Origin of the sequence: Bacillus sp. 1NLA3E, assembly GCF_000242895.2 — a bacterium.
Lineage (GTDB): Bacteria > Bacillota > Bacilli > Bacillales > Cytobacillaceae > Bacillus_BU.
Genome location: NC_021171.1, coordinates 119,172 through 143,598, shown reverse-complemented (window position 1 = coordinate 143,598; position 24,427 = coordinate 119,172). Strand labels below are relative to the sequence as shown.

Sequence of the window (24,427 nt, the reverse complement as noted above, 5' to 3'; positions counted from 1 at the left end):
CCCTCAGTCTCTTTATGGCTTTAGGGATCTCAAAGTCCCTAAAACCACTCTATTTTATAAAACCTTTATAATGACGCTTAACAAGTTGTGACTCAAGCTGCTTCATGGTATCAAGAGCAACCCCAACAACAATCAGTAAGCTTGTTCCGCCAATTCGTGCAGATTGCGGTAAGTCTGCAAATTTCACAAAGAACACCGGCAATATTGCAATGATAGCTAAGAAAAGAGCTCCAACAAGCGTTAAGCGATATAGTACTTTTGTTAAGTATTCTTGTGTGCTTCTTCCTGGTCGAATTCCAGGAATATAACCACCCTGCTTTTTCAAGTTTTCTGCTAACTGCTCAGGATTTACTTGAATGAAAGCATAAAAATACGTAAAGGCGATAATTAAAGCAACATAGACAATCATACCAACAGGTGATGTATAATCAAACGTCTTTTTGATCCACAACGTTACATCGTTTGTACCAAAGAAAGACGCAATAGTTGGTGGAGTTATAATAAACGAAATTGCAAAGATTACTGGAATTACCCCAGCAGCATTAACCTTTAATGGTAAGTGAGTAGCACCACCTGATGGGCGACCTTCTACCATACGTTTTGCGTACTGAATAGGTATTTTTCGTGATGCTTGCTGAATAAAGATTACCCCGACAACAATTGCTACAATAGCTAGAATAATGATGGCCATTGTGATGATACGTAGGAATAGTTGTTCACCAGCGTCCTGAAATTGTTGAGCGTATATTTGGTTAGCCGTACTTGGAATTGCTGCAACAATACCTGCAAAAATGATAACTGAAATCCCGTTCCCCACACCTTGGGCTGTTATCTGCTCTCCAAGCCACATTAGAAATGACGTTCCAGCAGTTAATACAACAGCAATTAACAAGTAGGTGCCGATTCCAGGAGTTTCAATTAATCGTCCTGAAGCTAAATTGTTGAATCCATAAGACATACCAAGTGCTTGGATAAATCCAAGGATAATCGTGAAGTATCTAGTAAACTGAGCCAATTTTCGGCGACCAGCATCCCCTTGCTTAGACCATTCCGTAAATTTAGGCACAACATCCATTTGTAACAATTGGATAATAATTGATGCCGTAATATAAGGCATGATTCCCATAGCAAAAATGGAGAAGTTTTTTAATGCTCCGCCTCCAAATGTATTCAGAACACCAAATACACCAGTTTGATCTTGTTGTTGTAGCAAAGTTGCATTTACGTGTGGGACAGGAATAAATGTCCCAATACGAAATACAACTAACATTAAAAGGGTGAAGATAATTTTTTTTCTAATTTCACCCACGCGCATAAAATTGGAGATTGACTGGAACATTAAATCACCTCAGTAGTTCCACCAGCAGCTTCGATTGCTCCCTTAGCAGCAGAGGAAAATTTATGTGCTTTAACTGTAAGCTTTTTCTCTACACTACCACTAGCAAGAATTTTGATTCCTGCTTTTTCACTGCTAACTACTCCTGTTTCGATAAGAAGTTCAGGAGTAACCACTGTTCCTTCTTCAAAACGGTTTAAAGCATCAAGGTTTACAACAGCATATTCCTTACGGTTGATGTTTGTAAAACCTCGTTTCGGTAAACGTCTGAATAAAGGTGTTTGACCACCCTCAAAGCCTAAACGAACACCACCACCCGAACGAGCGTTTTGTCCTTTATGGCCTTTTCCGGCAGTTTTTCCGTTACCAGAACCAATTCCACGTCCTTTACGTTTACGTTCTTGACGGGAACCTTCTGCAGGTTTTAATTCATGAAGTTTCATATTGGCACCTCCTTATGAAAAAAGAATCAATTATAGTTCTTTTACAGTAATAAGGTGAGCAACTTTGGTGATCATTCCGCGGATAGCGGGATTATCTTGCTGCTCAACCGTTTGATTCACTTTACGCAAACCTAGAGCTTTAACTGTTTCGCGTTGGTCTTGTGGACGACCAATCACACTGCGAGTGAGGGTAATTGCTAATTTATTCGCCATTTAATTTCCCTCCTTATCCTAACAGTTCTTCTACTGATTTTCCGCGTAACTTTGCTACGTCTTCAGCACGTTTTAGTTGTTTTAATCCGTCTAAAGTAGCACGAACCATATTGATTGGTGTGTTTGTACCTAATGATTTAGATAGGATATCAGAAACACCCGCTAATTCAAGCACCGCACGAACTGGGCCACCAGCGATAACTCCACAACCTTCAGCAGCTGGCTTTAAAAGGATTTCTCCCGCACCAAAATGTCCGATTACTTGATGTGGAATTGTTGTACCTACCATAGGTACTTCAATTAGGTTTTTCTTAGCATCTTCAATTGCTTTACGAATGGCATCAGGTACTTCTTGAGCCTTACCTGTACCGAAACCGACATTACCGTTCTTATCTCCAACAACTACAAGTGCAGAGAAACGGAAACGACGTCCACCTTTAACAACTTTCGCAACACGGTTAACTGTAACTACGCGTTCTTCAAGTTCAAGTTTGTTTGGATCAATACGACGCATCTGTTTTTGTCCCTCCTTTGTCTATTAAAATTCTAAGCCGTTTTCACGTGCAGCATCAGCTAATGCCTGTACGCGTCCATGATAGAGGTATCCGCCACGGTCGAATACAACAGAAGAAATACCCTTTTCTACAGCACGTTTCGCAACTAATTCACCGATCTTTTGTGCTGCTTCAAGGTTTCCAGTTGATTCAAGACCGAAGTCTTTATCTAATGTAGAAGCACTCGCAAGAGTTACTCCATTAACATCATCAATTAATTGAGCATAAATGTGTTTGTTTGAACGGAACACATTTAAACGAGGACGAGCTGGTGTACCGCTAAGTTTCGCACGAACACGAGCATGTCTTTTTCTGCGAGTAGCGTTTTTATCAAGCTTCGTAATCATTTACGTCACTCCTTTCGTTTACCTAGGCAGCATTACTTACCTGTTTTACCTTCTTTACGACGCACAAATTCACCTTCGTAACGAATTCCTTTACCTTTATAAGGTTCTGGTGGGCGAACTCCGCGAATATTTGCTGCTAAAGCGCCGACACGTTCTTTATCTGCACCTTTAACAGAAATTTTTGTATTAGCAGGAACTTCGATTTCTATTCCTTCTTCAGGCTCGATTTCAACCGGATGTGAATAGCCGACATTAAGAACTAGCTTTTTACCTTGCTTTTGGGCACGGTATCCAACCCCGATCAATTCAAGATTTCTTTCGAAACCTTTAGAAACTCCCTCAACCATGTTTGAAATCAAGGCGCGAGTAGTTCCGTGCAATGCGCGGTGTTCTTTAATATCAGATGGGCGAGAAACGTTAACCACGTTCTCCTCAATAACGATTGTGATATCAGGATTAAATGTACGAGACAATTCTCCTTTAGGTCCTTTAACTGTCACAAGGCCATTATTAGCTGTAACAGTAACTCCTGCAGGAATTTCGACTGGTTTTTTACCTACGCGAGACATTTGGTGCACCTCCATTCATTAAAAAACTATATTACCAAATATAAGCAAGAACTTCTCCGCCGATTTGTTGAGCACGAGCTTCTTTATCAGTTACAACACCATTTGATGTCGAAACAAGTGCAATCCCTAAACCGTTTAATACACGAGGAACTTCATTTGATTTTGCATAAACACGGAGCCCAGGCTTGCTGATTCTTTTCAAACCAGTAATTACACGGACATTATTTGCACCGTATTTCAAGAAAATGCGGATGATACCTTGTTTGTCATCTTCGATATATTCAACGTCACGAACGAAACCTTCACGCTTTAAAATTTCAGCGATTTCTTTCTTGATATTAGAAGCAGGAACTTCTAATTTTTCGTGACGAACCATATTCGCATTACGAATGCGAGTAAGCATATCTGCAATTGGATCTGTCATGACCATTTGATTTACCTCCTTCCCAGACTTTGGGTTTTACCAGCTAGCTTTTTTGACACCAGGAATTTGTCCTTTGTATGCTAATTCACGGAAACAAATACGGCAAAGCTTAAATTTACGGTACACAGAGTGTGGACGACCGCAACGTTCGCAGCGAGTATACTCCTGAACCGGATGTTTAGGCGTGCGCTTTTGTTTCGCAATCATAGATTTTTTAGCCACGTTTTCGCCTCCCTCTATTTAGAGATTACTTTTGGAATGGCATTCCGAACTGAGTTAAAAGCTCACGAGCTTCTTCATCAGTATTTGCCGTCGTAACGATAACGATATCCATACCACGAACCTTGCTTACTTTATCGTAATCAATTTCAGGGAAGATTAGTTGTTCTTTCACACCTAATGTGTAGTTTCCACGGCCATCGAATGCTTTCTTTGATACACCACGGAAGTCACGAACACGCGGAAGAGAAACTGATACTAATTTATCAAGGAATTCGTACATACGATCTCCACGAAGAGTTACCTTCGCACCAATTGGCATTCCCTCACGAAGACGGAAACCAGCGATTGATTTTTTTGCACGAGTAACTACTGGTTTTTGACCAGTGATCTGTCCTAGTTCATCAACTGCGATATCAAGTGCTTTTGCGTTTGCAACAGCATCACCAACACCCATGTTGATTACGATTTTATTAAGCTTCGGTACTTCCATTACCGATTTATAGTTAAACTTGCTCATTAGAGCAGGACTAATTTCTTTTACTAACTTTTCTTTTAGGCGGTTCATTATGTGTACCTCCCTTCATTTATAGACTATTTATCAAGAACTTCACCGGATATTTTTGCTACACGTACTTTTTTGCCGTCAACCGTTTGATATCCTACTCGAGTTGGTTTACCAGATTTAGGATCAATAGGCATAACGTTTGATACATGAACAGGTGCCTCGTGGCTAATGATTCCGCCTTGCGGGTTTACTTGAGAAGGTTTTGCGTGTTTTTTCACAATGCTAACACCTTCAACTAGAACACGGCTTTGCTTAGGAAAAGCAGCCAGTATTACTCCCGTTTTGCCTTTATCCTTACCAGAGATGACCATAACTTTGTCACCTTTTTTCACATGCATCAGTAAGCACCTCCTTAAAAGGCATTTGAATTTTTAATTATAATACTTCTGGAGCTAGAGATACAATTTTCATAAAGTTGTTTTCGCGTAGTTCACGAGCAACTGGTCCGAAGATACGAGTTCCGCGAGGACTCTTATCATCCTTGATGATTACACATGCGTTTTCATCGAAACGAATGTAAGTACCGTCTTTGCGACGTGCACCGCTTTTTGTACGAACGATAACAGCTTTAACAACATCACTTTTCTTAACAACTCCACCTGGTGTTGCTTGTTTCACGGTACAAACAATTACATCACCGATGTTTGCTGTCTTGCGTCCAGAACCACCAAGAACTTTAATTGTAAGTACTTCACGAGCACCAGAGTTGTCAGCAACTTTTAAACGTGTTTCCTGTTGAATCATACGTGTAACCTCCCTTCGGAATAGATCTTAATCCGAATAATTAAATAATAACTGCTTTTTCTACCACTTCAACAAGGCGGAAACGCTTTGTTGCTGAAAGTGGACGAGTTTCCATGATACGAACAACATCGCCAACTTTTGCTTCGTTCTGTTCATCATGTGACTTGAACTTTTTAGAGTATTTCACGCGTTTACCATAAAGAGGATGCTTCTTGTATGTTTCGACAAGTACAGTAATGGTTTTATCCATTTTGTCAGAAACAACGCGTCCAGTGTAAACTTTGCGTTGATTGCGTTCACTCATCAGGGCGAACCTCCTCTCAATTATCGAATGTTAACGCCGATTTCTCTTTCACGAATCACAGTTTTCATGCGAGCAATCGCTTTGCGTACTTCACGAATGCGAGCTGTGTTTTCAAGTTGTCCAGTCGCTAATTGAAAGCGAAGGTTGAAAAGCTCTTCTTTTAATGATTTCACTTTTTGTTCTATTTCGGCAGTGGTAAGATCACGAATTTCATCAGCTTTCATTAGATTCACCACCAATTTCTTCTCGTTTTACAAACTTACATTTTAGTGGAAGTTTGTGTGCTGCTAGGCGTAATGCTTCACGAGCGACTTCTTCAGAAACGCCTGCGAGTTCAAACATAATTTTTCCTGGTTTCACGACTGCTACCCAACCTTCAGGAGCACCTTTACCAGAACCCATCCGGACTTCTAGAGGCTTAGCAGTATATGGCTTATGCGGGAAAATTTTGATCCAAACTTTTCCGCCACGTTTCATGTAACGAGTCATCGCAATACGAGCCGCTTCAATCTGACGGTTTGTGATCCAAGATGCTTCAGTAGCTTGAAGGCCAAATTCACCAAAAGCTACTTCGGTACCACCCTTTGCATTTCCGCGCATTTTTCCACGATGTTCACGACGATACTTGACGCGTTTTGGCAATAACATATTATTTGCCTCCTTCCACGGTTTTCTTCTTAGTAGGAAGGACTTCGCCCTTATAAATCCATACTTTTACGCCTAGCTTGCCGTATGTTGTGTCAGCTTCTGCATGAGAGTAATCAATATCAGCGCGAAGAGTATGAAGTGGAACGGTTCCTTCACTATAATGTTCTGAACGAGCGATGTCCGCTCCGCCTAAACGACCGGATACCATCGTTTTAATCCCTTTTGCACCAGCACGCATTGCACGTTGAATGGCTTGTTTTTGGGCCCGACGGAATGATACACGGTTTTCTAATTGACGAGCGATATTTTCTGCGACTAATTTCGCATCAAGGTCTGCTCTTTTGATTTCAAGAATGTTAATATGAACACGTTTCGCTGTAAGTTGGTTGAGTGCTTTGCGTAAAGCTTCAACTTCAGTTCCACCCTTACCAATTACCATACCTGGTTTAGCAGTGTGGACTGTGATGTTCAAGCGGTTAGCAGCACGTTCAATTTCAACTTTTGAAACTGAAGCATCTTTTAAACGTTTCGCGATATACTCACGAACTTTAAGGTCTTCGTGTAAAAGAACGGCATAGTCTTTGCCTGCGTACCATTTTGACTCCCAATCACGGATGATTCCGACACGCAAACCGACTGGATTTACTTTTTGACCCACTGATTATCCCTCCTTCTTTTCTGATAAAACGATGATAATATGGCTAGTACGTTTGTTTATCGCGCTTGCACGGCCCATCGCACGAGGACGGAAACGTTTTAACGTTGGTCCTTCGTTTACATATGCTTGCTCAACAACTAATGAATTGATATCCATTTCGTAGTTATGCTCAGCGTTTGCCATAGCAGATTTTAATACTTTTTCTACGATTGGAGAAGCAGCTTTTGGAGTTAACTTTAAAATCGCTACTGCTTCACCTACTTGCTTACCTCGAATTAAATCTACGACTAAACGAGCTTTACGAGGAGCAATACGAACTGTTCTTGCAACAGCTTTAGCTTGCATCAGAATGCCCTCCTCTCATTAACGTCTTGTTTTCTTATCATCACTGGCATGACCTTTGTAAGTACGAGTTGGAGCAAATTCTCCAAGCTTATGACCTACCATGTCTTCAGTAACATATACAGGAACATGTTTACGACCATCATAAACAGCGATTGTGTGTCCAATGAATTGTGGGAAGATCGTAGAACGGCGTGACCAAGTTTTTACTACTTGCTTGCCTTCAGTTTCATTTAACTTTTCGATCTTATTGATTAAATGCTCATCAACAAAAGGTCCTTTTTTCAAGCTGCGACCCATAGCTGAACCTCCCTTCGCGATTGTTCTACGGTTCGTTTGTTGAACCGTAGGTCAATCCCGTTATTTTTTACGACGACGTACGATAAATTTATCGGATTTGTTTTTCTTCTTACGTGTTTTGAATCCAAGAGTTGGTTTACCCCATGGAGACATTGGTGATTTACGTCCGATTGGAGAACGACCTTCACCACCACCGTGTGGATGGTCATTAGGGTTCATTACAGATCCACGAACAGTTGGACGAATACCTAACCAGCGTGAACGACCTGCTTTACCAATATTGATTAATTCGTGTTGCTCATTACCAACTTGACCGATAGAAGCACGGCAAGTAGCAAGGATCATACGAACTTCACCAGAGTTCAAACGAACTAATACGTATTTACCTTCTTTACCAAGAACCTGTGCGCTTGTTCCAGCAGAACGAACTAATTGTCCGCCTTTACCAGGTTTTAACTCGATATTGTGGATAACAGTACCAACTGGAATGTTTGTTAGTGGAAGTGCGTTTCCTACTTTTATGTCAGCCTCAGGACCAGACATAACCTCTAAACCTACTTCTAGATTTTTCGGAGCTAGGATATAACGTTTTTCTCCATCTACATAATTAATTAGTGCAATGTTTGCAGAACGGTTTGGATCGTATTCAACAGAAGCAACGCGTCCTGGAATGCCATCTTTATCACGTTTAAAATCAATGATACGGTATTGACGCTTATGGCCGCCACCTTGATGACGAACAGTTAACTTACCTTGGTTGTTGCGGCCGCCTTTTCGCTTCAATGGAGCAAGCAAAGATTTTTCTGGTGTGCTAGTTGTGATTTCAGCGAAATCAGAAACTGTCATGCCGCGACGACCGTTAGAGGTAGGTTTGTACTTTTTAATCGCCATTTTTTTCCCTCCTCTTCTTGTTAAAAGAATTATACTTCAAAGAATTCGATTTCTTTACTTTCTTTAGTTAAAGTAATAATCGCTTTACGACGTTTATTTGTGTATCCGCCGAATTTACCCATGCGCTTGAATTTACCTTTGTAGTTCATGATGTTAACTTTTTCAACTTTAACGCTGAAAATTTCTTGGATAGCGTCTTTAACTTGTGTTTTATTGGCTCTTACGTCCACTTCAAAAGTGTACTTCTTATCAGCCATTGCCTCACTGGAACGTTCAGTAATAACGGGGCGCTTAATGATATCGCGAGCATCCATTATGCAAGCACCTCCTCTACTTTTTCAACTGCGGCTTTCGTCATGATTAGTTTATCATGATTTAACACATCTAAAACACTAATTCCGTCAGCAGTAACAACTGTTACACCAGGGATATTTCGTGCAGATAATGCTACATTCTCATCCAAGTCCGCAGTTACAATCAAAGCTTTTGAAGCTACAGAAAGTCCCTTTAAAACTTGTGTGAATTCCTTCGTTTTCGGAGCTTCGAAACCAAGGTTTTCTAATACAAGAATATTCTCTTCTATTAGTTTTGAAGAAAGTGCAGACTTAATAGCTAAGCGACGTACCTTCTTCGGTAATTTATAGCTGTAGCTACGAGGAGTAGGACCAAATACTGTACCACCTCCGCGCCATTGTGGAGAACGAATTGAACCTTGACGCGCACGTCCAGTTCCTTTTTGTTTCCATGGCTTACGACCGCCACCAGCTACTTCAGAACGAACTTTAGTTTTATGTGTTCCTTGACGCAAAGAAGCTCTTTGCATGATAACCGCTTCAAATAACACGTGGTTATTTGGGGCAATACCAAAAACTGAATCATTAAGTTCGATTTCACCAACTTGTGATCCGCTTTGGTTATATAACGCTACTTTCGGCATTGTATTTCCTCCTTTCTACGTGAATTACTATGCTTTTATCGCACTTTTAATTTTAAGTAATGCCTTTTTAGGTCCAGGTACGTTACCTTTGATTAAAAGTAAATTACGTTCAGTATCAACTTTTACAATTTGTAAATTTTGAACAGTCACTTGTTCTCCACCCATACGTCCAGCTAACTTTTTGCCTTTGAAAACGCGGTTTGGAGCAACAGGTCCCATTGAACCTGGACGACGGTGATAACGAGATCCGTGAGCCATTGGTCCACGAGATTGTCCGTGGCGTTTAATTACACCTTGGAAACCTTTCCCTTTTGAAACTCCAGTTACATCAACGATTTCGCCTTCTGCGAAAATATCAACCTTGACTTCCTGACCAACTTCATACTCACCTAAGTTTACTCCACGGAATTCACGAACGAAGCGCTTAGGAGTAGTATTCGCTTTTGAAACATGGCCTTTTTCTGGCTTGTTCGATAGCTTTTCACGCTTATCTTCAAAACCTACTTGAACAGATTCATATCCGTCTGTTTCAACAGTTTTAACTTGAAGAACTACGTTTGCAGCTGCTTGAACAACAGTAACCGGAATAAGATCCCCATTTTCTGCGAAAACTTGAGTCATACCGATTTTTCTTCCTAAGATTCCTTTGGTCATTATAGTCACACCTCCTGTTTTTCTTCATTATTTATTCTTTATAGTTTGATTTCGATGTCCACACCTGACGGTAAGTCTAAACGCATTAGTGAATCAACCGTTTGTGGCGTTGGGTTGATGATATCAATTAGACGCTTATGAGTACGCATCTCGAATTGCTCACGAGAATCCTTGTACTTATGCACCGCACGTAAGATTGTGTAGATTGACTTCTCTGTTGGAAGCGGAATCGGACCAGATACAGCTGCACCTGAACGTTTTGCCGTTTCAACAATCTTTTCCGCAGACTGATCAAGAATTCTATGATCATAAGCCTTTAAACGGATACGAATTTTTTGTTTTGCCATTATTTTCCCTCCTTTTCGCCTATTTTAATATAGACATTCTCCGCGAAAATTTCCCACACACTCGCCATGGCAAAGCGGCCGGGTGTGTCAGCAACCTTCCGCATCATCGCAGTCAAAGACCAACATTGTCTATTATACCGAAAACAAAAAGATAAAGCAACAAATTTCTTTTGCTTCTTTTTGTTTAGCACACTTTTACTATTATAACGAGGCACATTACTAAAAGCAAGTTAGATATATGAATGGCAGTAATTTCTTATTTAAATGAACGCATAAAAAAAACAGATGGGTTGTCACCCATCTGCTTTCATTATTAACTGATTATTACTCAGTGATTGTTGTTACAACACCTGATCCAACAGTACGTCCGCCTTCACGGATAGAGAATCTAGTTCCCTCTTCAATCGCGATAGGAGCAATAAGTTCAACGATCATTTCGATATTATCACCAGGCATTACCATTTCAACGCCTTCAGGAAGAATTACGATTCCAGTAATATCAGAAGTACGGAAATAGAATTGTGGACGGTAGTTTGTGAAGAATGGAGTATGACGTCCACCTTCTTCTTTAGACAATACATAAACTTCAGCTTTAAATTTTGTATGTGGAGTAATTGAACCTGGCTTTGCTAATACTTGGCCACGTTCGATTTCTTCACGAGCAACCCCACGAAGAAGGGCACCAATGTTGTCGCCAGCTTCTGCATAATCAAGAAGCTTACGGAACATTTCAACACCTGTTACAGTAGTGCTCTTAGGCTCTTCTGTGAAACCGATGATTTGAACAACGTCTCCAACTTTAACTACTCCACGCTCAACACGTCCAGTTGCAACAGTTCCACGACCTGTGATTGAGAATACATCCTCAACAGGCATCATGAAAGGCTTATCAGTGTCACGAGTTGGTGTTGGGATATACTCATCAACAGCATTCATAAGTTCATGAATTTTTTCTTCCCATTCAGCTTCGCCTTCAAGAGCTTTTAATGCAGAACCCTTGATAACTGGAATATCATCACCAGGGAATTCATATTCAGAAAGAAGATCACGAATTTCCATTTCAACTAATTCTAGTAACTCTTCATCATCTACCATGTCACATTTGTTCATGAATACAACAAGGTAAGGAACACCAACGTTACGAGAAAGTAGAATGTGCTCACGAGTTTGTGGCATTGGACCGTCAGCTGCAGAAACAACTAGGATACCGCCATCCATTTGTGCTGCACCAGTGATCATGTTTTTAACATAGTCAGCGTGTCCTGGGCAGTCAACGTGTGCATAGTGACGTGCTTCAGTTTCGTACTCTACGTGTGCAGTTGAGATTGTGATACCACGCTCACGCTCTTCAGGAGCACCATCGATTTGATCGTATGCGCGTGCTTCAGCTTTACCTTCTTTTGCTAGAACAGAAGTGATAGCAGCTGTTAAAGTTGTTTTACCATGGTCAACGTGTCCGATTGTACCAATATTAACATGGGGCTTTGAACGGTCGAATTTAGCTTTTGCCATTAGGATTTCCTCCTTTGATTTTAAAAGAAATAGTTAAGTATATTGGTGTATGAAGATAGAACGAATCTATCTTCATAGGAACCATTGCTTATATTAGTATTTATACTTTATTAAAGGCGTAAAATCAATTACTCACCTTTATTTTTTTTGATGATTTCTTCAGAAATTGATTTCGGTACTTCTTCGTAATGATCGAAGTGCATTGAGAACACTCCACGTCCTTGAGTGCTTGAACGCAATGCAGTTGCATAACCAAACATTTCAGAAAGTGGAATCATTGAACGAACTACTTGAGCATTACCACGAGCATCCATACCTTCGACGCGGCCGCGACGAGCAGTAATTTGTCCCATGATATCACCAAGATATTCTTCAGGAATTGTTACTTCTACTCTCATTACAGGTTCAAGAATTACAGGGCTACATTTTGAAGCAGCATTTTTAAGAGCCATTGATGCGGCAATTTTAAACGCCATTTCACTTGAGTCAACATCATGGTAAGAACCATCAAATAGTCTAGCCTTAATGTCTACAAGCGGATATCCTGCAATTACCCCTCTGTCGAGAGCATCTACAAGTCCAGCTTGAACTGCAGGAATGTATTCACGTGGAACAACCCCACCAACGATTCCATTTACAAATTCAAAGCCTTTTCCTTCATCATTAGGAGAGAACTCGATCCATACATGTCCGTATTGACCACGTCCACCCGACTGACGAGCGAATTTTCCTTCAACTTGTGCAGAAGAACGGAAAGTTTCACGATAGGCAACCTGTGGTGCACCAACGTTAGCTTCAACTTTGAATTCACGACGCATACGATCAACGATGATATCTAGGTGAAGCTCACCCATACCAGCAATGATAACTTGTCCAGTTTCCTGGTCAGTGTGTGCACGGAAAGTTGGATCTTCTTCTTGAAGTTTTTGCAAAGCAGTAGTCATTTTATCTTGGTCTGCTTTTGATTTTGGTTCAACAGAAAGTTGAATTACTGGCTCAGGGAAATTCATAGACTCAAGAATTACTTGGTCTTTTTCATCACAAAGAGTATCACCAGTTGTTGTATCTTTTAAACCTACTGCAGCAGCAATATCTCCTGCATGAACTTCGGCAATTTCTTGACGATGGTTAGCATGCATTTGGAGGATACGTCCGATACGTTCGCGTTTTCCTTTTGTAGAGTTCTGAACGTATGATCCAGAGCTTAGTGTACCAGAGTACACGCGGAAGAATGTTAACTTCCCTACATAAGGGTCTGTCATAACTTTAAAAGCTAATGCAGAGAATGGTTCTGAGTCATCAGAATGACGCTCAGCTTCTTCCTCTGTATCTGGAAGATGACCTTTCATAGAAGGTACATCTAATGGAGATGGAAGATAATCAATAACTGCATCAAGCATTAATTGAACACCTTTGTTTTTAAATGCTGAGCCACAGATAACTGGGTAAAACTCAACTTTGTTTGTTCCCTTACGAATTCCGGATTTCAGCTCTTCAATACTGATTTCCTCTCCATTAAGGTATTTTTCCATTAGTTCTTCATCAAGCTCAGAGACAGCTTCAACTAATTTCTCACGATATTCTTCAGCTTGCGCTTTATATTCTTCAGGAATTTCCCGAACCTCGATGTCAGTACCTAGGTCGTTGCTGTAGAAATGAGCCTTCATTTCAACTAGATCAATGATTGCCTCAAATTGATCTTCAGCTCCGATTGGTAATTGAATCGGATGAGCGTTTGCTTGAAGACGATCATGCAATGTTTTCACTGAATATAAGAAGTCCGCACCAATTTTATCCATTTTATTAACGAATACAACCCGTGGAACTCCATAAGTTGTTGCTTGACGCCAAACAGTTTCTGTTTGAGGCTCAACACCAGATTGAGCATCTAGAACAGCAACTGCACCATCAAGTACACGAAGAGAACGTTCAACTTCAATTGTGAAGTCTACGTGTCCTGGGGTATCGATGATGTTTACACGATGGTCTTTCCAAGCTGCAGTTGTTGCAGCGGAAGTGATCGTGATCCCACGTTCTTGTTCTTGCTCCATCCAGTCCATCTGAGATGCACCTTCATGTGTTTCACCAATCTTATGGATACGACCAGTGTAATAAAGGATACGCTCAGTTGCAGTTGTTTTACCAGCATCAATGTGAGCCATGATTCCGATATTACGTGTATTTTCCAAGGAGAACTCTCTAGCCATTTGGTCTTTCTCCTTCCATGTATAAGTGTTTTATAATTGAATAATTCGATTAGACTACCAACGATAGTGAGCAAACGCTTTGTTTGCTTCAGCCATTTTATGAGTATCTTCACGTTTTTTAACTGATGCACCAGTTGCGTTTGCAGCATCAAGGATTTCGTTTGCTAAACGTTGTTCCATCGTTTTCTCTCCGCGAAGGCGAGCGTAGTTTACTAACCAACGAAGACCTAATGTTGAACGACGATCAGGACGTACCTCTACTGGTACTTGGTAGTTTGCACCACCCACACGACGTGCTCTTACTTCTAGAACAGGCATGATGTTTTTAAGCGCTTGTTCAAATACTTCCATCGGCTCTTTACCAGAGCGTTCACGGATAATATCAAATGCTGAGTAAAGAATTTCTTGAGATTTACCTCTTTTACCGTCGATCATCATTTTGTTGATCAAACGAGTAACAAGCTTTGAGTTATAAATCGGATCTGGTAAAACGTCTCTTTTTGCTACAGGACCTTTACGTGGCATATTTTTTCCTCCTTTCAAAGAAGCTAATAGTTAATTAATTATTTTTTTGGTGCTTTCGGTCTCTTAGTACCGTATTTAGAACGTCCTTGCATACGATTGTTCACACCAGCTGTATCAAGTGCTCCACGAACGATGTGATAACGTACTCCCGGTAAATCCTTTACACGTCCGCCACGGATAAGTACAACACTATGTTCTTGTAGGTTGTGTCCGATACCAGGAATGTAAGCCGTAACCTCGATTTGGTTTGTTAAACGAACACGAGCATATTTACGTAATGCAGAGTTCGGTTTTTTCGGTGTCATTGTACCAACACGAGTACATACACCACGTTTTTGAGGTGAAGATACATCTGTTTGTGATTTTTTGAAACTGTTGTAACCCTTATTAAGTGCTGGTGATTTTGATTTTTCCTCTTTTGATTGACGAGGTTTGCGCACTAATTGGTTAATTGTAGGCATGATTTTTCCTCCCTTCATTTTTTTGTGTAAGCCCACACATCCAGGTGGTTCATTTTTGTGCAAAAACAAAGTTCTTGCAGAAACTTATCTACAAAAACAGTTTTTAACAGGTAATAGCCACAGTCGCTGCTCCAACATCTATGCTACATGCTTTCCCTAGTTTTTTCATAGAGTCCACATATGTTATTGGTACGTCCATTTCTTTCGCTGTCTGTAAAACCTTTGCAATCACTTTAAGATCCGCATCAGTTGCAACGATAAGTTCAATGACAACACCAGATTTAAGAGCTTTAACTGTTTGTTTCGTTCCTATGATTATGTGATCTGCCTGTAATACTTTTTCATAAGACATCGTTAATATCCTCCAAAGTATCAGGTAAATAGGAGCACCTTTGATATATTAACACCTTAGCTGATGTATGTCAACATTTCGTTTGTTCTTTTTCGAGATGTATTTAAAACGCGGTACTTGCGAGTAAGTATCACCAGCGAAGTACCGCATTTTTTAATTAATATTACTCAACTGTTACTTTGTCATCTTCAACCTGTTCTTGAAGGATCGGTTCTGCTTGACGATAACGTGGCATACCTGTACCTGCAGGAATCAGTTTACCAATAATTACATTTTCTTTTAGGCCAAGTAATTCATCACGTTTACCTTTAATAGCCGCATCAGTAAGTACTCTTGTTGTTTCCTGGAACGATGCAGCAGATAAGAACGAGTCAGTCTCAAGTGATGCCTTTGTAATACCTAATAACACAGGACGTCCTGTGGCAGGCATTTTTCCAGCAAGTAGAGCCTTTTCGTTGGCATCAGTGAATTGATGTATATCAAGTAATGCTCCTGGCAATACTTCCGTTTCTCCGGAATCGCCAACTCGAACTTTACGAAGCATTTGACGAACCATTACTTCGATATGTTTATCGCCAATTTCTACCCCTTGCATACGGTAAACTTTCTGAACCTCGCGAAGTAAGTATTCTTGTACGGTAGTCATATCAGTAACACGTAACAACTCTTTCGGATCAATTGAACCTTCTGTTAACTCTTCGCCACGGCCGACGTTATCATTGATGGCTACTTTCACACGAGCGGTATAAGGAGCAGTGTAGGTCCGGCTTTCAACAGAGCCTTGAACAACAATCTCATGTTGACGATCTCGGCCTTCATTAATGCCAACTACAACACCCTCTATTTCCGAAATAACAGATTGCCCTTTAGGATTACGAGCTTCAAATAGTTCTTGAATACGCGGTAAACCTTGTGTGATATCGTCTCCAGCAACCCCACCTGTATGGAACGTACGCATCGTTAACTGTGTTCCCGGTTCCCCGATTGATTGGGCGGCGATAATTCCAACTGCTTCTCCCACTTCAACCTCTTGACCAGTAGCTAAGTTACGACCGTAACATTTTTTACATACACCATGACGTGTATTACATGTGAAGGCGGAACGAATCCAAACCTCTTCAATGTTGGCCTCTACAACTTCTACTGAAAGATCCTCAGTAATTAGACCATTTTCAGGAACAATAACTTCTTTTGTTATTGGATGTTTAATGGCCTTTCTAGCATAACGGCCGATTAAACGTTCATCTAATGCCTCAATTACTTCTGTGCCATCTTTAATCGCTCTAATTAATAGACCACGATCTGTTCCACAGTCATCATCACGTACAATGACATCCTGCGCAACATCAACAAGGCGGCGAGTCAGGTAACCTGAGTCAGCTGTCTTAAGAGCTGTATCCGCTAATCCTTTCCGTGCACCGTGAGTAGAAATAAAGTACTCTAATACGGTTAATCCTTCACGGAAACTAGAGATAATCGGTAATTCAATAATACGTCCTGCCGGGTTGGCCATCAGACCACGCATACCAGCTAACTGGGTAAAGTTCGATGCGTTACCACGCGCACCGGAATCACTCATCATGAAAATTGGGTTTGATCTATCCAACGATTTCATCAGTTTTGCTTGAATTACGTCTTTCGCAGAACTCCAGATTGAAATAACACGATCGTAACGCTCTTCCTCGGTAATCAAACCACGTCTGAATTGTTTTGTTACATTATCAACTTTAATTTGCGCGTCATGAATGATTTCTTTCTTTTCACCCAAGACCACAATATCAGCTACCCCAACTGTGATACCTGCTTTTGTTGAATGTTTAAATCCAAGGTCCTTCATGCGGTCAAGCATTTTTGATGTTTCAGTAATTTTGAAACGTTTAAATACTTCTGCAATGACATTTCCAAGAATTTTCTTTTTGAATGGATCGATGATTGGCATACCTTGAATAACTGTTTTTACGTCAGTTCCCTTTTCAACGAAGTATATTTCAGGTGTTTTTTCCTCAAGATTTTCCTTCGTTGGTTCGTTAATATACGGGAAAGACTCCGGTAAAATTTCATTAAAGATCAATTTACCAACAGTTGAAATTAACAATTTATTATTTTGTTCTTCAGTAAAGGTTACGTTTCCTAAAGAACCAGCATGCACCGCTACTCTTGAATGCAAATGAACATAGCCGTTTTGGTAAGCAATTAACGCCTCGTTACGATCTTTAAAGATCATCCCTTCACCAACAGCACCCTCACGTTCCATTGTTAAATAATAGTTACCTAGTACCATATCCTGAGATGGAGTTACAACTGGCTTACCATCTTTCGGATTTAAGATATTTTGTGCAGCTAACATTAACAAGCGAGCTTCAGCTTGAGCTTCGGCAGACAACGGTACGTGAACCGCCATTTGGTCTCCATCGAAGTCAGCGTTATAAGCTGTACAAACTAGCGGGTGAAGACGAATCGCACGACCTTCTACCAAGGTAGGTTCAAAAGCCTGAATCCCTAGACGGTGAAGTGTTGGGGCACGGTTTAGTAAAACCGGGTGTTCTCTAATTACTTCTTCAAGAACATCCCAAACCTCTGGGTTTACACGCTCTATTTTACGCTTTGCTGACTTGATATTATGAGCCAGCCCTTTTCCAACTAGTTCTTTCATCACGAATGGCTTAAATAGTTCTAAAGCCATTTCTTTTGGCAGCCCACATTGATACATTTTTAAGTTCGGACCTACAACGATAACCGAACGGCCAGAGTAATCAACACGCTTACCAAGTAAGTTTTGACGGAAACGACCTTGCTTTCCTTTTAACATATGTGATAAGGATTTTAACGGACGATTTCCAGGTCCTGTAACAGGACGACCGCGACGGCCATTATCAATTAAAGCGTCGACTGCTTCTTGAAGCATACGTTTTTCGTTTTGAACAATAATGCTCGGTGCACCAAGATCTAATAAACGCTTCAAACGATTGTTCCGGTTTATAACACGGCGATATAAGTCATTTAAATCAGATGTTGCAAAACGACCTCCATCAAGCTGAACCATTGGACGCAATTCAGGTGGTATTACGGGAAGAACGTCTAAAATCATCCATGAAGGTTCATTTCCAGAACCACGGAATGCTTCTAGTACTTCGAGGCGTTTAATTGCACGTGTTCTACGTTGCCCTTGTGCTGTTTTTAACTCTTCTTTTAAGCTATCAACTTCTTTTTCTAAATCGATGTCAAAAAGAAGTTTTTTGATTGCTTCCGCACCCATTGAGGCTTGGAATTTATTACTGTATTTATCTCGATATGCACGGTACTCCTTTTCAGAAAGGAGCTGTTTCTTTTCAAGAGCAGTATCGCCTGGCTCAGTTACAACGTAAGATGCAAAATAAATAACCTCTTCCAACGCTCTTGGTGACATATCAAGAACCAAACCCATACGGCTTGGAATCCCTTTAAAGTACCAAATATGAGATACAGGTGCTGCTAATTCGATATGACCCATACGTTCACGACGAACTTTTGCCCGAGTTACCTCTACACCACAACGATCACAAACAACGCCTTTATAACGAACACGTTTGTACTTACCGCAATGACATTCCCAGTCCTTTTGCGGACCAAAAATTCGTTCGCAAAACAAACCGTCTTTTTCTGGTTTTAGTGTACGATAGTTAATCGTTTCTGGTTTCTTAACCTCACCAAATGACCACGAGCGGATTTTATCCGGTGAAGCAAGACCAATTTTCATATACTCAAAATTGTTTACATCTAGCAAGGGGCCTACCTCCCTTTTGATCTTCAGGTTTTCCCTTATTGCAATTGTTTTCCGAATGACTTATATACAGAAAAAATAAATGGCGCTCAGTGAAAACTATTCAGTTCTCACTGAGCTGATATTCTTTATTATTATTCTTTTGTCCCTACTGTTTCCGTCTCAATGCTTTCAAGCTCCGGGGCGATTGTTAACGACTCTGCTTGTTGTGTTTCTTCATCATCTTCTGTGTCTCGCATTTCGATTTCTTGCTCGTCACCAGAAAGAATTTTAACATCCATACCTAAGCTCTGAAGTTCTTTTATCAATACTTTAAATGACTCTGGAACGCCAGGTTCTGGGACATTTTCGCCCTTCACAATAGCTTCATATGTTTTCACACGACCGACTACATCATCAGATTTAACGGTTAAGATTTCCTGTAAAGTATACGCGGCACCATATGCTTCAAGTGCCCATACCTCCATTTCACCGAAACGCTGACCACCAAATTGTGCTTTACCACCAAGCGGTTGTTGAGTAACAAGTGAGTATGGTCCAGTAGAACGCGCATGCAATTTATCGTCAACCATGTGGGCTAGCTTGATCATATACATAACCCCAACAGAAACACGATTATCAAATGGTTCCCCAGAACGTCCGTCATAAAGGACCGTTTTTGCATCTCGAGCCATACCAGCTTCTTCAATTGTTGACCAAACATCTTCCTCACGCGCTCCATCGAATACCGGTGAAGCAACATGAATACCTAGACTTCTTGCAGCCATTCCTAAATGCAATTCTAACACCTGTCCGATATTCATCCGCGAAGGAACCCCTAGTGGGTTTAACATGATGTCGACTGGTGTACCATCTGGAAGATAAGGCATATCTTCTTCAGGAAGAAGCCTAGAGATAACCCCTTTGTTCCCATGTCGTCCAGCCATCTTATCGCCTTCATGAATCTTACGTTTTTGAACAATATAAGCACGAACAAGTTGGTTTACACCAGGAGGTAGTTCATCGCCATCTTCACGATTAAAAACTTTAACATCATGAACGATTCCTCCACCGCCGTGTGGAACACGAAGTGATGTATCACGTACTTCACGGGCCTTCTCACCAAAAATTGCATGTAACAAGCGCTCTTCAGCAGTTAGTTCTGTTACTCCCTTAGGTGTTACTTTACCAACTAAAAGATCACCGTCTTTTACTTCAGCACCAATCCGAATAATTCCACGCTCATCTAAGTTTCGAAGTGCATCTTCACCAACATTAGGGATATCGCGAGTAATTTCTTCAGGTCCTAATTTTGTATCACGAGATTCTGATTCATATTCTTCAATATGAATAGATGTATATACATCATCTTTAACTAAACGTTCACTCATAATAATCGCATCTTCGTAGTTATAACCATCCCATGTCATAAAGGCAACTAGCACATTTCGGCCAAGGGCCAGCTCTCCCTTTTCCATAGAAGGGCCATCGGCAAGAACCTCGCCTTTTACTACATTATCACCAAGGCTGACAATTGGACGTTGATTATAACATGTCCCTTGGTTAGAACGGACAAATTTTAACATACGATATTTATCAAGATTTCCTTTTGTTTCTTGACCGTCCACTATTGAAACACGGCGTACCCATACTTCACGTGCTTCAACATGCTCAACGATACCTGGATGTTTACAAATAACGGCAGCTCCAGAGTCTTTTGCAGACACATATTCCATACCTGTTCCAACTCTTGGTGCCTCAGGTTGTAAAAGAGGAACTGCTTGACGTTGCATGTTCGCTCCCATTAGCGCTCGGTTTGAGTCATCGTTCTCTAAGAACGGGATACATGCTGTTGCTGCAGATACAACCTGTTTTGGCGATACATCCATGTAATCGATGCGATCTCGGTGAATAACTGTGTTTTCACCACGGAAACGAGCAACGATATCTTCATCTAGGAAGGTACCATCATCACCTAAACGCGCATTCGCTTGGGCAACTACATAGTTGTCTTCTTCGTCTGCGGTTAGATAGTCAATACGACTGGTTACTTTCCCTGTTTCAGCATCGATGCGTCGGTATGGAGTTTCAATAAATCCGAAACGATTAACTTTCGCAAACGAAGATAATGAGTTAATTAATCCAATGTTTGGTCCCTCAGGTGTTTCAATTGGACACATACGCCCATAGTGGGAATAGTGAACGTCTCGAACTTCCATACCAGCACGTTCACGTGTTAAACCACCGGGTCCTAACGCAGATAAACGACGTTTATGTGTTAATTCAGCAAGCGGATTCGTTTGATCCATGAACTGAGATAACTGAGAGCTTCCGAAAAATTCCTTAATTGAAGCGATAACAGGACGGATATTAATAAGTTGTTGCGGTGTAATCGTCGCCGTATCTTGAATGGACATTCTTTCACGAACTACACGTTCCATCCGAGATAAACCGATACGGAATTGGTTTTGTAGCAATTCACCCACAGAACGTAACCGTCTGTTCCCTAAATGGTCTATATCATCGGTATTTCCAACTCCGTGTAACAAGTTGAAGAAATAGCTGATTGAAGCAATAATATCGGCAGGCGTAATATTTTTAACTTGCTCTTCAATATTTGAATTACCGATTACGTTTATTACTTTTTCTCCATCATCATTTGGAGCATAAATTTTAATGGATTGAAGGAGGATATCCTCTTCAACCACTCCACCCGCTGGGCTAAAAGATTTATATCCAATATTTTGTTCAAGATGTGGAATAATACGATCCAATGTACGTCGATCCAACGTTGTGCCTTTTTCAGCAATAATTTCCCCAGTTTCAGGGTCTACTAATGTTTCTGCTAAACGTTGACCGAAAAGTCTATTTTTAATATGAAGCTTTTTATTAATTTTGTAGCGTCCCACATTTGCTAAATCATAACGTTTTGGATCAAAAAATCTAGAAACTAATAAACTTTTTGCATTATCCACAGTTGGTGGTTCACCAGGACGAAGACGCTCATAAATTTCAAGTAGCGCTTTTTCAGTACTTTCGGTGTTATCCTTTTCCAACGTATTACGGATGTACTCATTATCTCCAACCAAATCAATAATTTCTGAATCGGCCCCGAACCCTAGGGAACGCAAAAGAACCGTAACGGGCAGTTTCCGAGTACGATCTATTCTTACATACACGACATCCTTGGCATCTGTTTCATACTCAAGCCAAGCACCACGGTTAGGGATTACGGTCGCAGTATACCCTTTCTTACCGTTCTTATCCAATTTTCCACTGAAATAAACACTTGGAGAACGCACTAACTGAGAAACAATGACGCGTTCTGCCCCATTAATAACAAATGTCCCTGTCTCAGTCATTAGTGGGAAGTCGCCCATAAATACATCTTGGTCTTTTACTTCACCAGTTTCTTTGTTCACAAGACGAACTTTTACTCGCAATGGTGCAGAGTAAGTTACATCGCGTTCTTTCGACTCCTCAACGGAATACTTTGGAGCACCTAAGCTGTAATCAATAAATTCAAGCGATAGGTTACCGGTAAAGTCTTCAATTGGAGAAATATCTTGAAACATTTCTCGTAAACCCTCATCGAGAAACCACTGATAAGAAGAAGTTTGAATTTCAATGAGATTCGGTAACTCTAAAACTTCACTGATCCTTGCATAACTTCTCCGCTGGCGGTGTCGTCCATACTGAACTAGTTGACCTGTCAACTGATTCACCCCTCAAATCAAGCGTTATTATTACATCTATTGCCATCTCACGAAGAAAAACGGAAGTTAGATAGCTTTCTAACTTGAATTCCTCGTAAGACAAAAAGAAAAAGGGTTTTTCTGTCAAAAACCGCAATTTCACATGACGAACTATTATTTTGTTAGCTTTTCCGTGAATAACCAAATTTATACAATAAATGATGAATTTAGCATTTTTACGGAAACTAATCTATTGGCATTTTATAATATTAACATAACCACCATGTTGAGTCAATATTTTTTTGCCTTTATTATAAAATACCCCTTACTCTTCGCAACTGTTTCAACTTCATCGAAAAGCTCTGTAAGCTTAGTTATCGCTGATGGTGCACCTTGTTTTTTTTGAATCACAACCCACAATGATCCACCTGAACGAATACGTTGTGAACTTTGCTCAAAAATCGCATGGACAACGTTTTTCCCAGCACGAATAGGTGGGTTGGTTAAAATATCTGAAAATAAGGTTTCGGACACTTCCGACAAACAATTACTTTGATAAATTTGGACATTCGTCAAGTTGTTTAATCCCGCATTTTCTTGCGAAAGTCCCAGCGCTCTTTCATTCACATCTATCATATGTACAGTTGCACTTGGGAAGCTTTTAGCAAGCGAAAGACCAATTGGTCCGTAACCACATCCAACATCAAGGATCAATCCTTGTTCATCAGTAGGTTCGAAAGTATCAATTAAAAGCTGGGAACCAAAATCGACTTCTTTCTTTGAAAAAACTCCGTTATCTGTTTTAAAACGAAAAGGATGTCCCTTTAAGGTAAAGTTCCAGTACTTAGGGTCACTGGCAACATTCTGTTTGCGGGAGTAATAATGATCTGTCATAAAATCACCTCCATTGGAGAGATATATAGAAGACTTCGAGGTCGAAATAAAGCTTTTCCGAAAGGTATTATATGTTATTTGAAAAGAAAAAGCAAAAAAGCTCGCTTATTCAGCGAGCTTTCTCAAAGTAAAATTACTTAACTTCTACGTTAGCGCCAACTTCTTCAAGTTTAGCTTTAACTTCTTCAGCTTCTGCTTTAGAAATGCCTTCTTTAACAGCTTTAGGAGTGTTATCAACAAGTTCCTTAGCTTCTTTAAGTCCAAGACCTGTAAGTTCACGTACAGCCTTGATAACTTTAATTTTTTGATCTCCAGGTGATGCAAGGATTACGTCGAATTCAGTTTGCTCTTCAACAGCAGCAGCGCCACCAGCAGCTACAGCTACAGGAGCAGCAGCAGTTACGCCGAACTCTTCTTCAATTGCTTTTACTAAGTCGTTTAATTCTAAAACAGTCATACTTTTAACTGCTTCAATGATTTGTTCTTTAGTCATTTTATTTTCCTCCTTAGAATGTTGGTTGTTTAATAGTTAACCGATAAAATT

Annotated in this window: 31 protein-coding genes; all 31 read right to left on the bottom strand. The window is 40.5% G+C overall.

Annotated features, from left to right (window positions below; all coding sequences use genetic code 11):
- Positions 1-49 precede the first annotated feature (49 nt).
- Positions 50-1,339, bottom strand: a complete 1,290-nt coding sequence (gene secY, locus B1NLA3E_RS00765; protein ID WP_015591978.1) for a preprotein translocase subunit SecY — start codon at positions 1,337-1,339, stop codon at positions 50-52.
- Positions 1,339-1,779 carry a 50S ribosomal protein L15 gene (gene rplO / locus B1NLA3E_RS00760; RefSeq protein ID WP_015591977.1) on the bottom strand — a complete coding sequence of 147 codons (441 nt, stop codon included), beginning with the start codon at positions 1,777-1,779 and terminating at the stop codon, positions 1,339-1,341. Before rplO ends, secY begins: the two co-directional genes overlap by 1 nt.
- A gap of 30 nt (positions 1,780-1,809) precedes the next feature.
- A complete protein-coding gene (gene rpmD, locus B1NLA3E_RS00755; protein ID WP_015591976.1) occupies positions 1,810-1,992 on the bottom strand; it encodes a 50S ribosomal protein L30 in 183 nt (60 codons plus the stop codon).
- 13 nt (positions 1,993-2,005) lie between these two features.
- Positions 2,006-2,506, bottom strand: coding sequence for a 30S ribosomal protein S5 (rpsE, locus tag B1NLA3E_RS00750; RefSeq protein WP_015591975.1), 501 nt, complete (start codon positions 2,504-2,506; stop codon positions 2,006-2,008).
- Between the two features lie 24 nt (positions 2,507-2,530).
- Positions 2,531-2,893 (bottom strand): 50S ribosomal protein L18, encoded by a 363-nt coding sequence (rplR, locus tag B1NLA3E_RS00745; protein ID WP_015591974.1) that lies wholly within the window; start codon positions 2,891-2,893, stop codon positions 2,531-2,533.
- A 32-nt stretch (positions 2,894-2,925) separates the two neighbouring features.
- Positions 2,926-3,462 carry a 50S ribosomal protein L6 gene (gene rplF, locus B1NLA3E_RS00740; protein ID WP_015591973.1) on the bottom strand — a complete coding sequence of 179 codons (537 nt, stop codon included), beginning with the start codon at positions 3,460-3,462 and terminating at the stop codon, positions 2,926-2,928.
- A gap of 31 nt (positions 3,463-3,493) precedes the next feature.
- Entirely contained in the window at positions 3,494-3,892 is a 399-nt protein-coding gene (gene rpsH, locus B1NLA3E_RS00735) for a 30S ribosomal protein S8 (protein WP_015591972.1), read from the bottom strand.
- 30 nt (positions 3,893-3,922) lie between these two features.
- Positions 3,923-4,108, bottom strand: a complete 186-nt coding sequence (locus tag B1NLA3E_RS00730) for a type Z 30S ribosomal protein S14 (RefSeq protein ID WP_015591971.1) — start codon at positions 4,106-4,108, stop codon at positions 3,923-3,925.
- A gap of 25 nt (positions 4,109-4,133) precedes the next feature.
- The gene (rplE, locus tag B1NLA3E_RS00725) at positions 4,134-4,673 is read right to left on the bottom strand and encodes a 50S ribosomal protein L5 (protein WP_015591970.1); all 540 of its coding nucleotides are present in this window, start codon (positions 4,671-4,673) and stop codon (positions 4,134-4,136) included.
- A 26-nt stretch (positions 4,674-4,699) separates the two neighbouring features.
- Complete coding sequence (gene rplX, locus B1NLA3E_RS00720) at positions 4,700-5,011, bottom strand: 50S ribosomal protein L24 (RefSeq protein WP_015591969.1); 312 nt, start codon at positions 5,009-5,011, stop codon at positions 4,700-4,702.
- A gap of 37 nt (positions 5,012-5,048) precedes the next feature.
- On the bottom strand, positions 5,049-5,417 hold the full coding sequence (gene rplN / locus B1NLA3E_RS00715) for a 50S ribosomal protein L14 (RefSeq protein ID WP_015591968.1): 369 nt from the start codon (positions 5,415-5,417) through the stop codon (positions 5,049-5,051).
- Positions 5,418-5,457: 40 nt separating this feature from the next.
- Positions 5,458-5,721 (bottom strand): 30S ribosomal protein S17, encoded by a 264-nt coding sequence (rpsQ, locus tag B1NLA3E_RS00710; RefSeq protein WP_015591967.1) that lies wholly within the window; start codon positions 5,719-5,721, stop codon positions 5,458-5,460.
- 20 nt (positions 5,722-5,741) lie between these two features.
- Complete coding sequence (gene rpmC / locus B1NLA3E_RS00705; RefSeq protein WP_015591966.1) at positions 5,742-5,945, bottom strand: 50S ribosomal protein L29; 204 nt, start codon at positions 5,943-5,945, stop codon at positions 5,742-5,744.
- Complete coding sequence (gene rplP, locus B1NLA3E_RS00700) at positions 5,935-6,369, bottom strand: 50S ribosomal protein L16 (RefSeq protein ID WP_015591965.1); 435 nt, start codon at positions 6,367-6,369, stop codon at positions 5,935-5,937. The genes rpmC and rplP overlap by 11 nt, the downstream gene beginning before the upstream one ends.
- 1 nt (position 6,370) lies before the next feature.
- Positions 6,371-7,027 carry a 30S ribosomal protein S3 gene (gene rpsC / locus B1NLA3E_RS00695; RefSeq protein ID WP_015591964.1) on the bottom strand — a complete coding sequence of 219 codons (657 nt, stop codon included), beginning with the start codon at positions 7,025-7,027 and terminating at the stop codon, positions 6,371-6,373.
- Between the two features lie 3 nt (positions 7,028-7,030).
- On the bottom strand, positions 7,031-7,372 hold the full coding sequence (gene rplV, locus B1NLA3E_RS00690) for a 50S ribosomal protein L22 (RefSeq protein WP_015591963.1): 342 nt from the start codon (positions 7,370-7,372) through the stop codon (positions 7,031-7,033).
- Between the two features lie 18 nt (positions 7,373-7,390).
- Positions 7,391-7,669, bottom strand: a complete 279-nt coding sequence (rpsS, locus tag B1NLA3E_RS00685; RefSeq protein ID WP_015591962.1) for a 30S ribosomal protein S19 — start codon at positions 7,667-7,669, stop codon at positions 7,391-7,393.
- A gap of 60 nt (positions 7,670-7,729) precedes the next feature.
- The gene (gene rplB / locus B1NLA3E_RS00680; RefSeq protein WP_015591961.1) at positions 7,730-8,560 is read right to left on the bottom strand and encodes a 50S ribosomal protein L2; all 831 of its coding nucleotides are present in this window, start codon (positions 8,558-8,560) and stop codon (positions 7,730-7,732) included.
- A gap of 29 nt (positions 8,561-8,589) precedes the next feature.
- Positions 8,590-8,874 (bottom strand): 50S ribosomal protein L23, encoded by a 285-nt coding sequence (rplW, locus tag B1NLA3E_RS00675; protein WP_015591960.1) that lies wholly within the window; start codon positions 8,872-8,874, stop codon positions 8,590-8,592.
- Positions 8,874-9,497 (bottom strand): 50S ribosomal protein L4, encoded by a 624-nt coding sequence (gene rplD, locus B1NLA3E_RS00670; RefSeq protein ID WP_015591959.1) that lies wholly within the window; start codon positions 9,495-9,497, stop codon positions 8,874-8,876. The genes rplW and rplD overlap by 1 nt, the downstream gene beginning before the upstream one ends.
- Before the next feature lie 27 nt (positions 9,498-9,524).
- A complete protein-coding gene (rplC, locus tag B1NLA3E_RS00665) occupies positions 9,525-10,151 on the bottom strand; it encodes a 50S ribosomal protein L3 (protein WP_015591958.1) in 627 nt (208 codons plus the stop codon).
- 38 nt (positions 10,152-10,189) lie between these two features.
- Positions 10,190-10,498 (bottom strand): 30S ribosomal protein S10, encoded by a 309-nt coding sequence (gene rpsJ, locus B1NLA3E_RS00660; RefSeq protein ID WP_009791329.1) that lies wholly within the window; start codon positions 10,496-10,498, stop codon positions 10,190-10,192.
- A gap of 324 nt (positions 10,499-10,822) precedes the next feature.
- Positions 10,823-12,010 carry an elongation factor Tu gene (gene tuf / locus B1NLA3E_RS00655; RefSeq protein WP_015591956.1) on the bottom strand — a complete coding sequence of 396 codons (1,188 nt, stop codon included), beginning with the start codon at positions 12,008-12,010 and terminating at the stop codon, positions 10,823-10,825.
- A 128-nt stretch (positions 12,011-12,138) separates the two neighbouring features.
- Positions 12,139-14,217 (bottom strand): elongation factor G, encoded by a 2,079-nt coding sequence (gene fusA, locus B1NLA3E_RS00650; protein WP_015591955.1) that lies wholly within the window; start codon positions 14,215-14,217, stop codon positions 12,139-12,141.
- A 54-nt stretch (positions 14,218-14,271) separates the two neighbouring features.
- The gene (gene rpsG / locus B1NLA3E_RS00645; RefSeq protein ID WP_015591954.1) at positions 14,272-14,742 is read right to left on the bottom strand and encodes a 30S ribosomal protein S7; all 471 of its coding nucleotides are present in this window, start codon (positions 14,740-14,742) and stop codon (positions 14,272-14,274) included.
- Positions 14,743-14,780: 38 nt separating this feature from the next.
- A complete protein-coding gene (gene rpsL, locus B1NLA3E_RS00640) occupies positions 14,781-15,203 on the bottom strand; it encodes a 30S ribosomal protein S12 (protein ID WP_015591953.1) in 423 nt (140 codons plus the stop codon).
- Positions 15,204-15,306: 103 nt separating this feature from the next.
- On the bottom strand, positions 15,307-15,555 hold the full coding sequence (locus B1NLA3E_RS00635; RefSeq protein WP_015591952.1) for a 50S ribosomal protein L7ae-like protein: 249 nt from the start codon (positions 15,553-15,555) through the stop codon (positions 15,307-15,309).
- A 163-nt stretch (positions 15,556-15,718) separates the two neighbouring features.
- Entirely contained in the window at positions 15,719-19,318 is a 3,600-nt protein-coding gene (gene rpoC / locus B1NLA3E_RS00630) for a DNA-directed RNA polymerase subunit beta' (protein WP_015591951.1), read from the bottom strand.
- Between the two features lie 131 nt (positions 19,319-19,449).
- Complete coding sequence (gene rpoB / locus B1NLA3E_RS00625) at positions 19,450-23,010, bottom strand: DNA-directed RNA polymerase subunit beta (RefSeq protein WP_015591950.1); 3,561 nt, start codon at positions 23,008-23,010, stop codon at positions 19,450-19,452.
- 270 nt (positions 23,011-23,280) lie between these two features.
- On the bottom strand, positions 23,281-23,883 hold the full coding sequence (locus B1NLA3E_RS00620; protein WP_015591949.1) for a class I SAM-dependent methyltransferase: 603 nt from the start codon (positions 23,881-23,883) through the stop codon (positions 23,281-23,283).
- 133 nt (positions 23,884-24,016) lie between these two features.
- The gene (rplL, locus tag B1NLA3E_RS00615; RefSeq protein ID WP_015591948.1) at positions 24,017-24,376 is read right to left on the bottom strand and encodes a 50S ribosomal protein L7/L12; all 360 of its coding nucleotides are present in this window, start codon (positions 24,374-24,376) and stop codon (positions 24,017-24,019) included.
- Between the last annotated feature and the right edge of the window lie 51 nt (positions 24,377-24,427).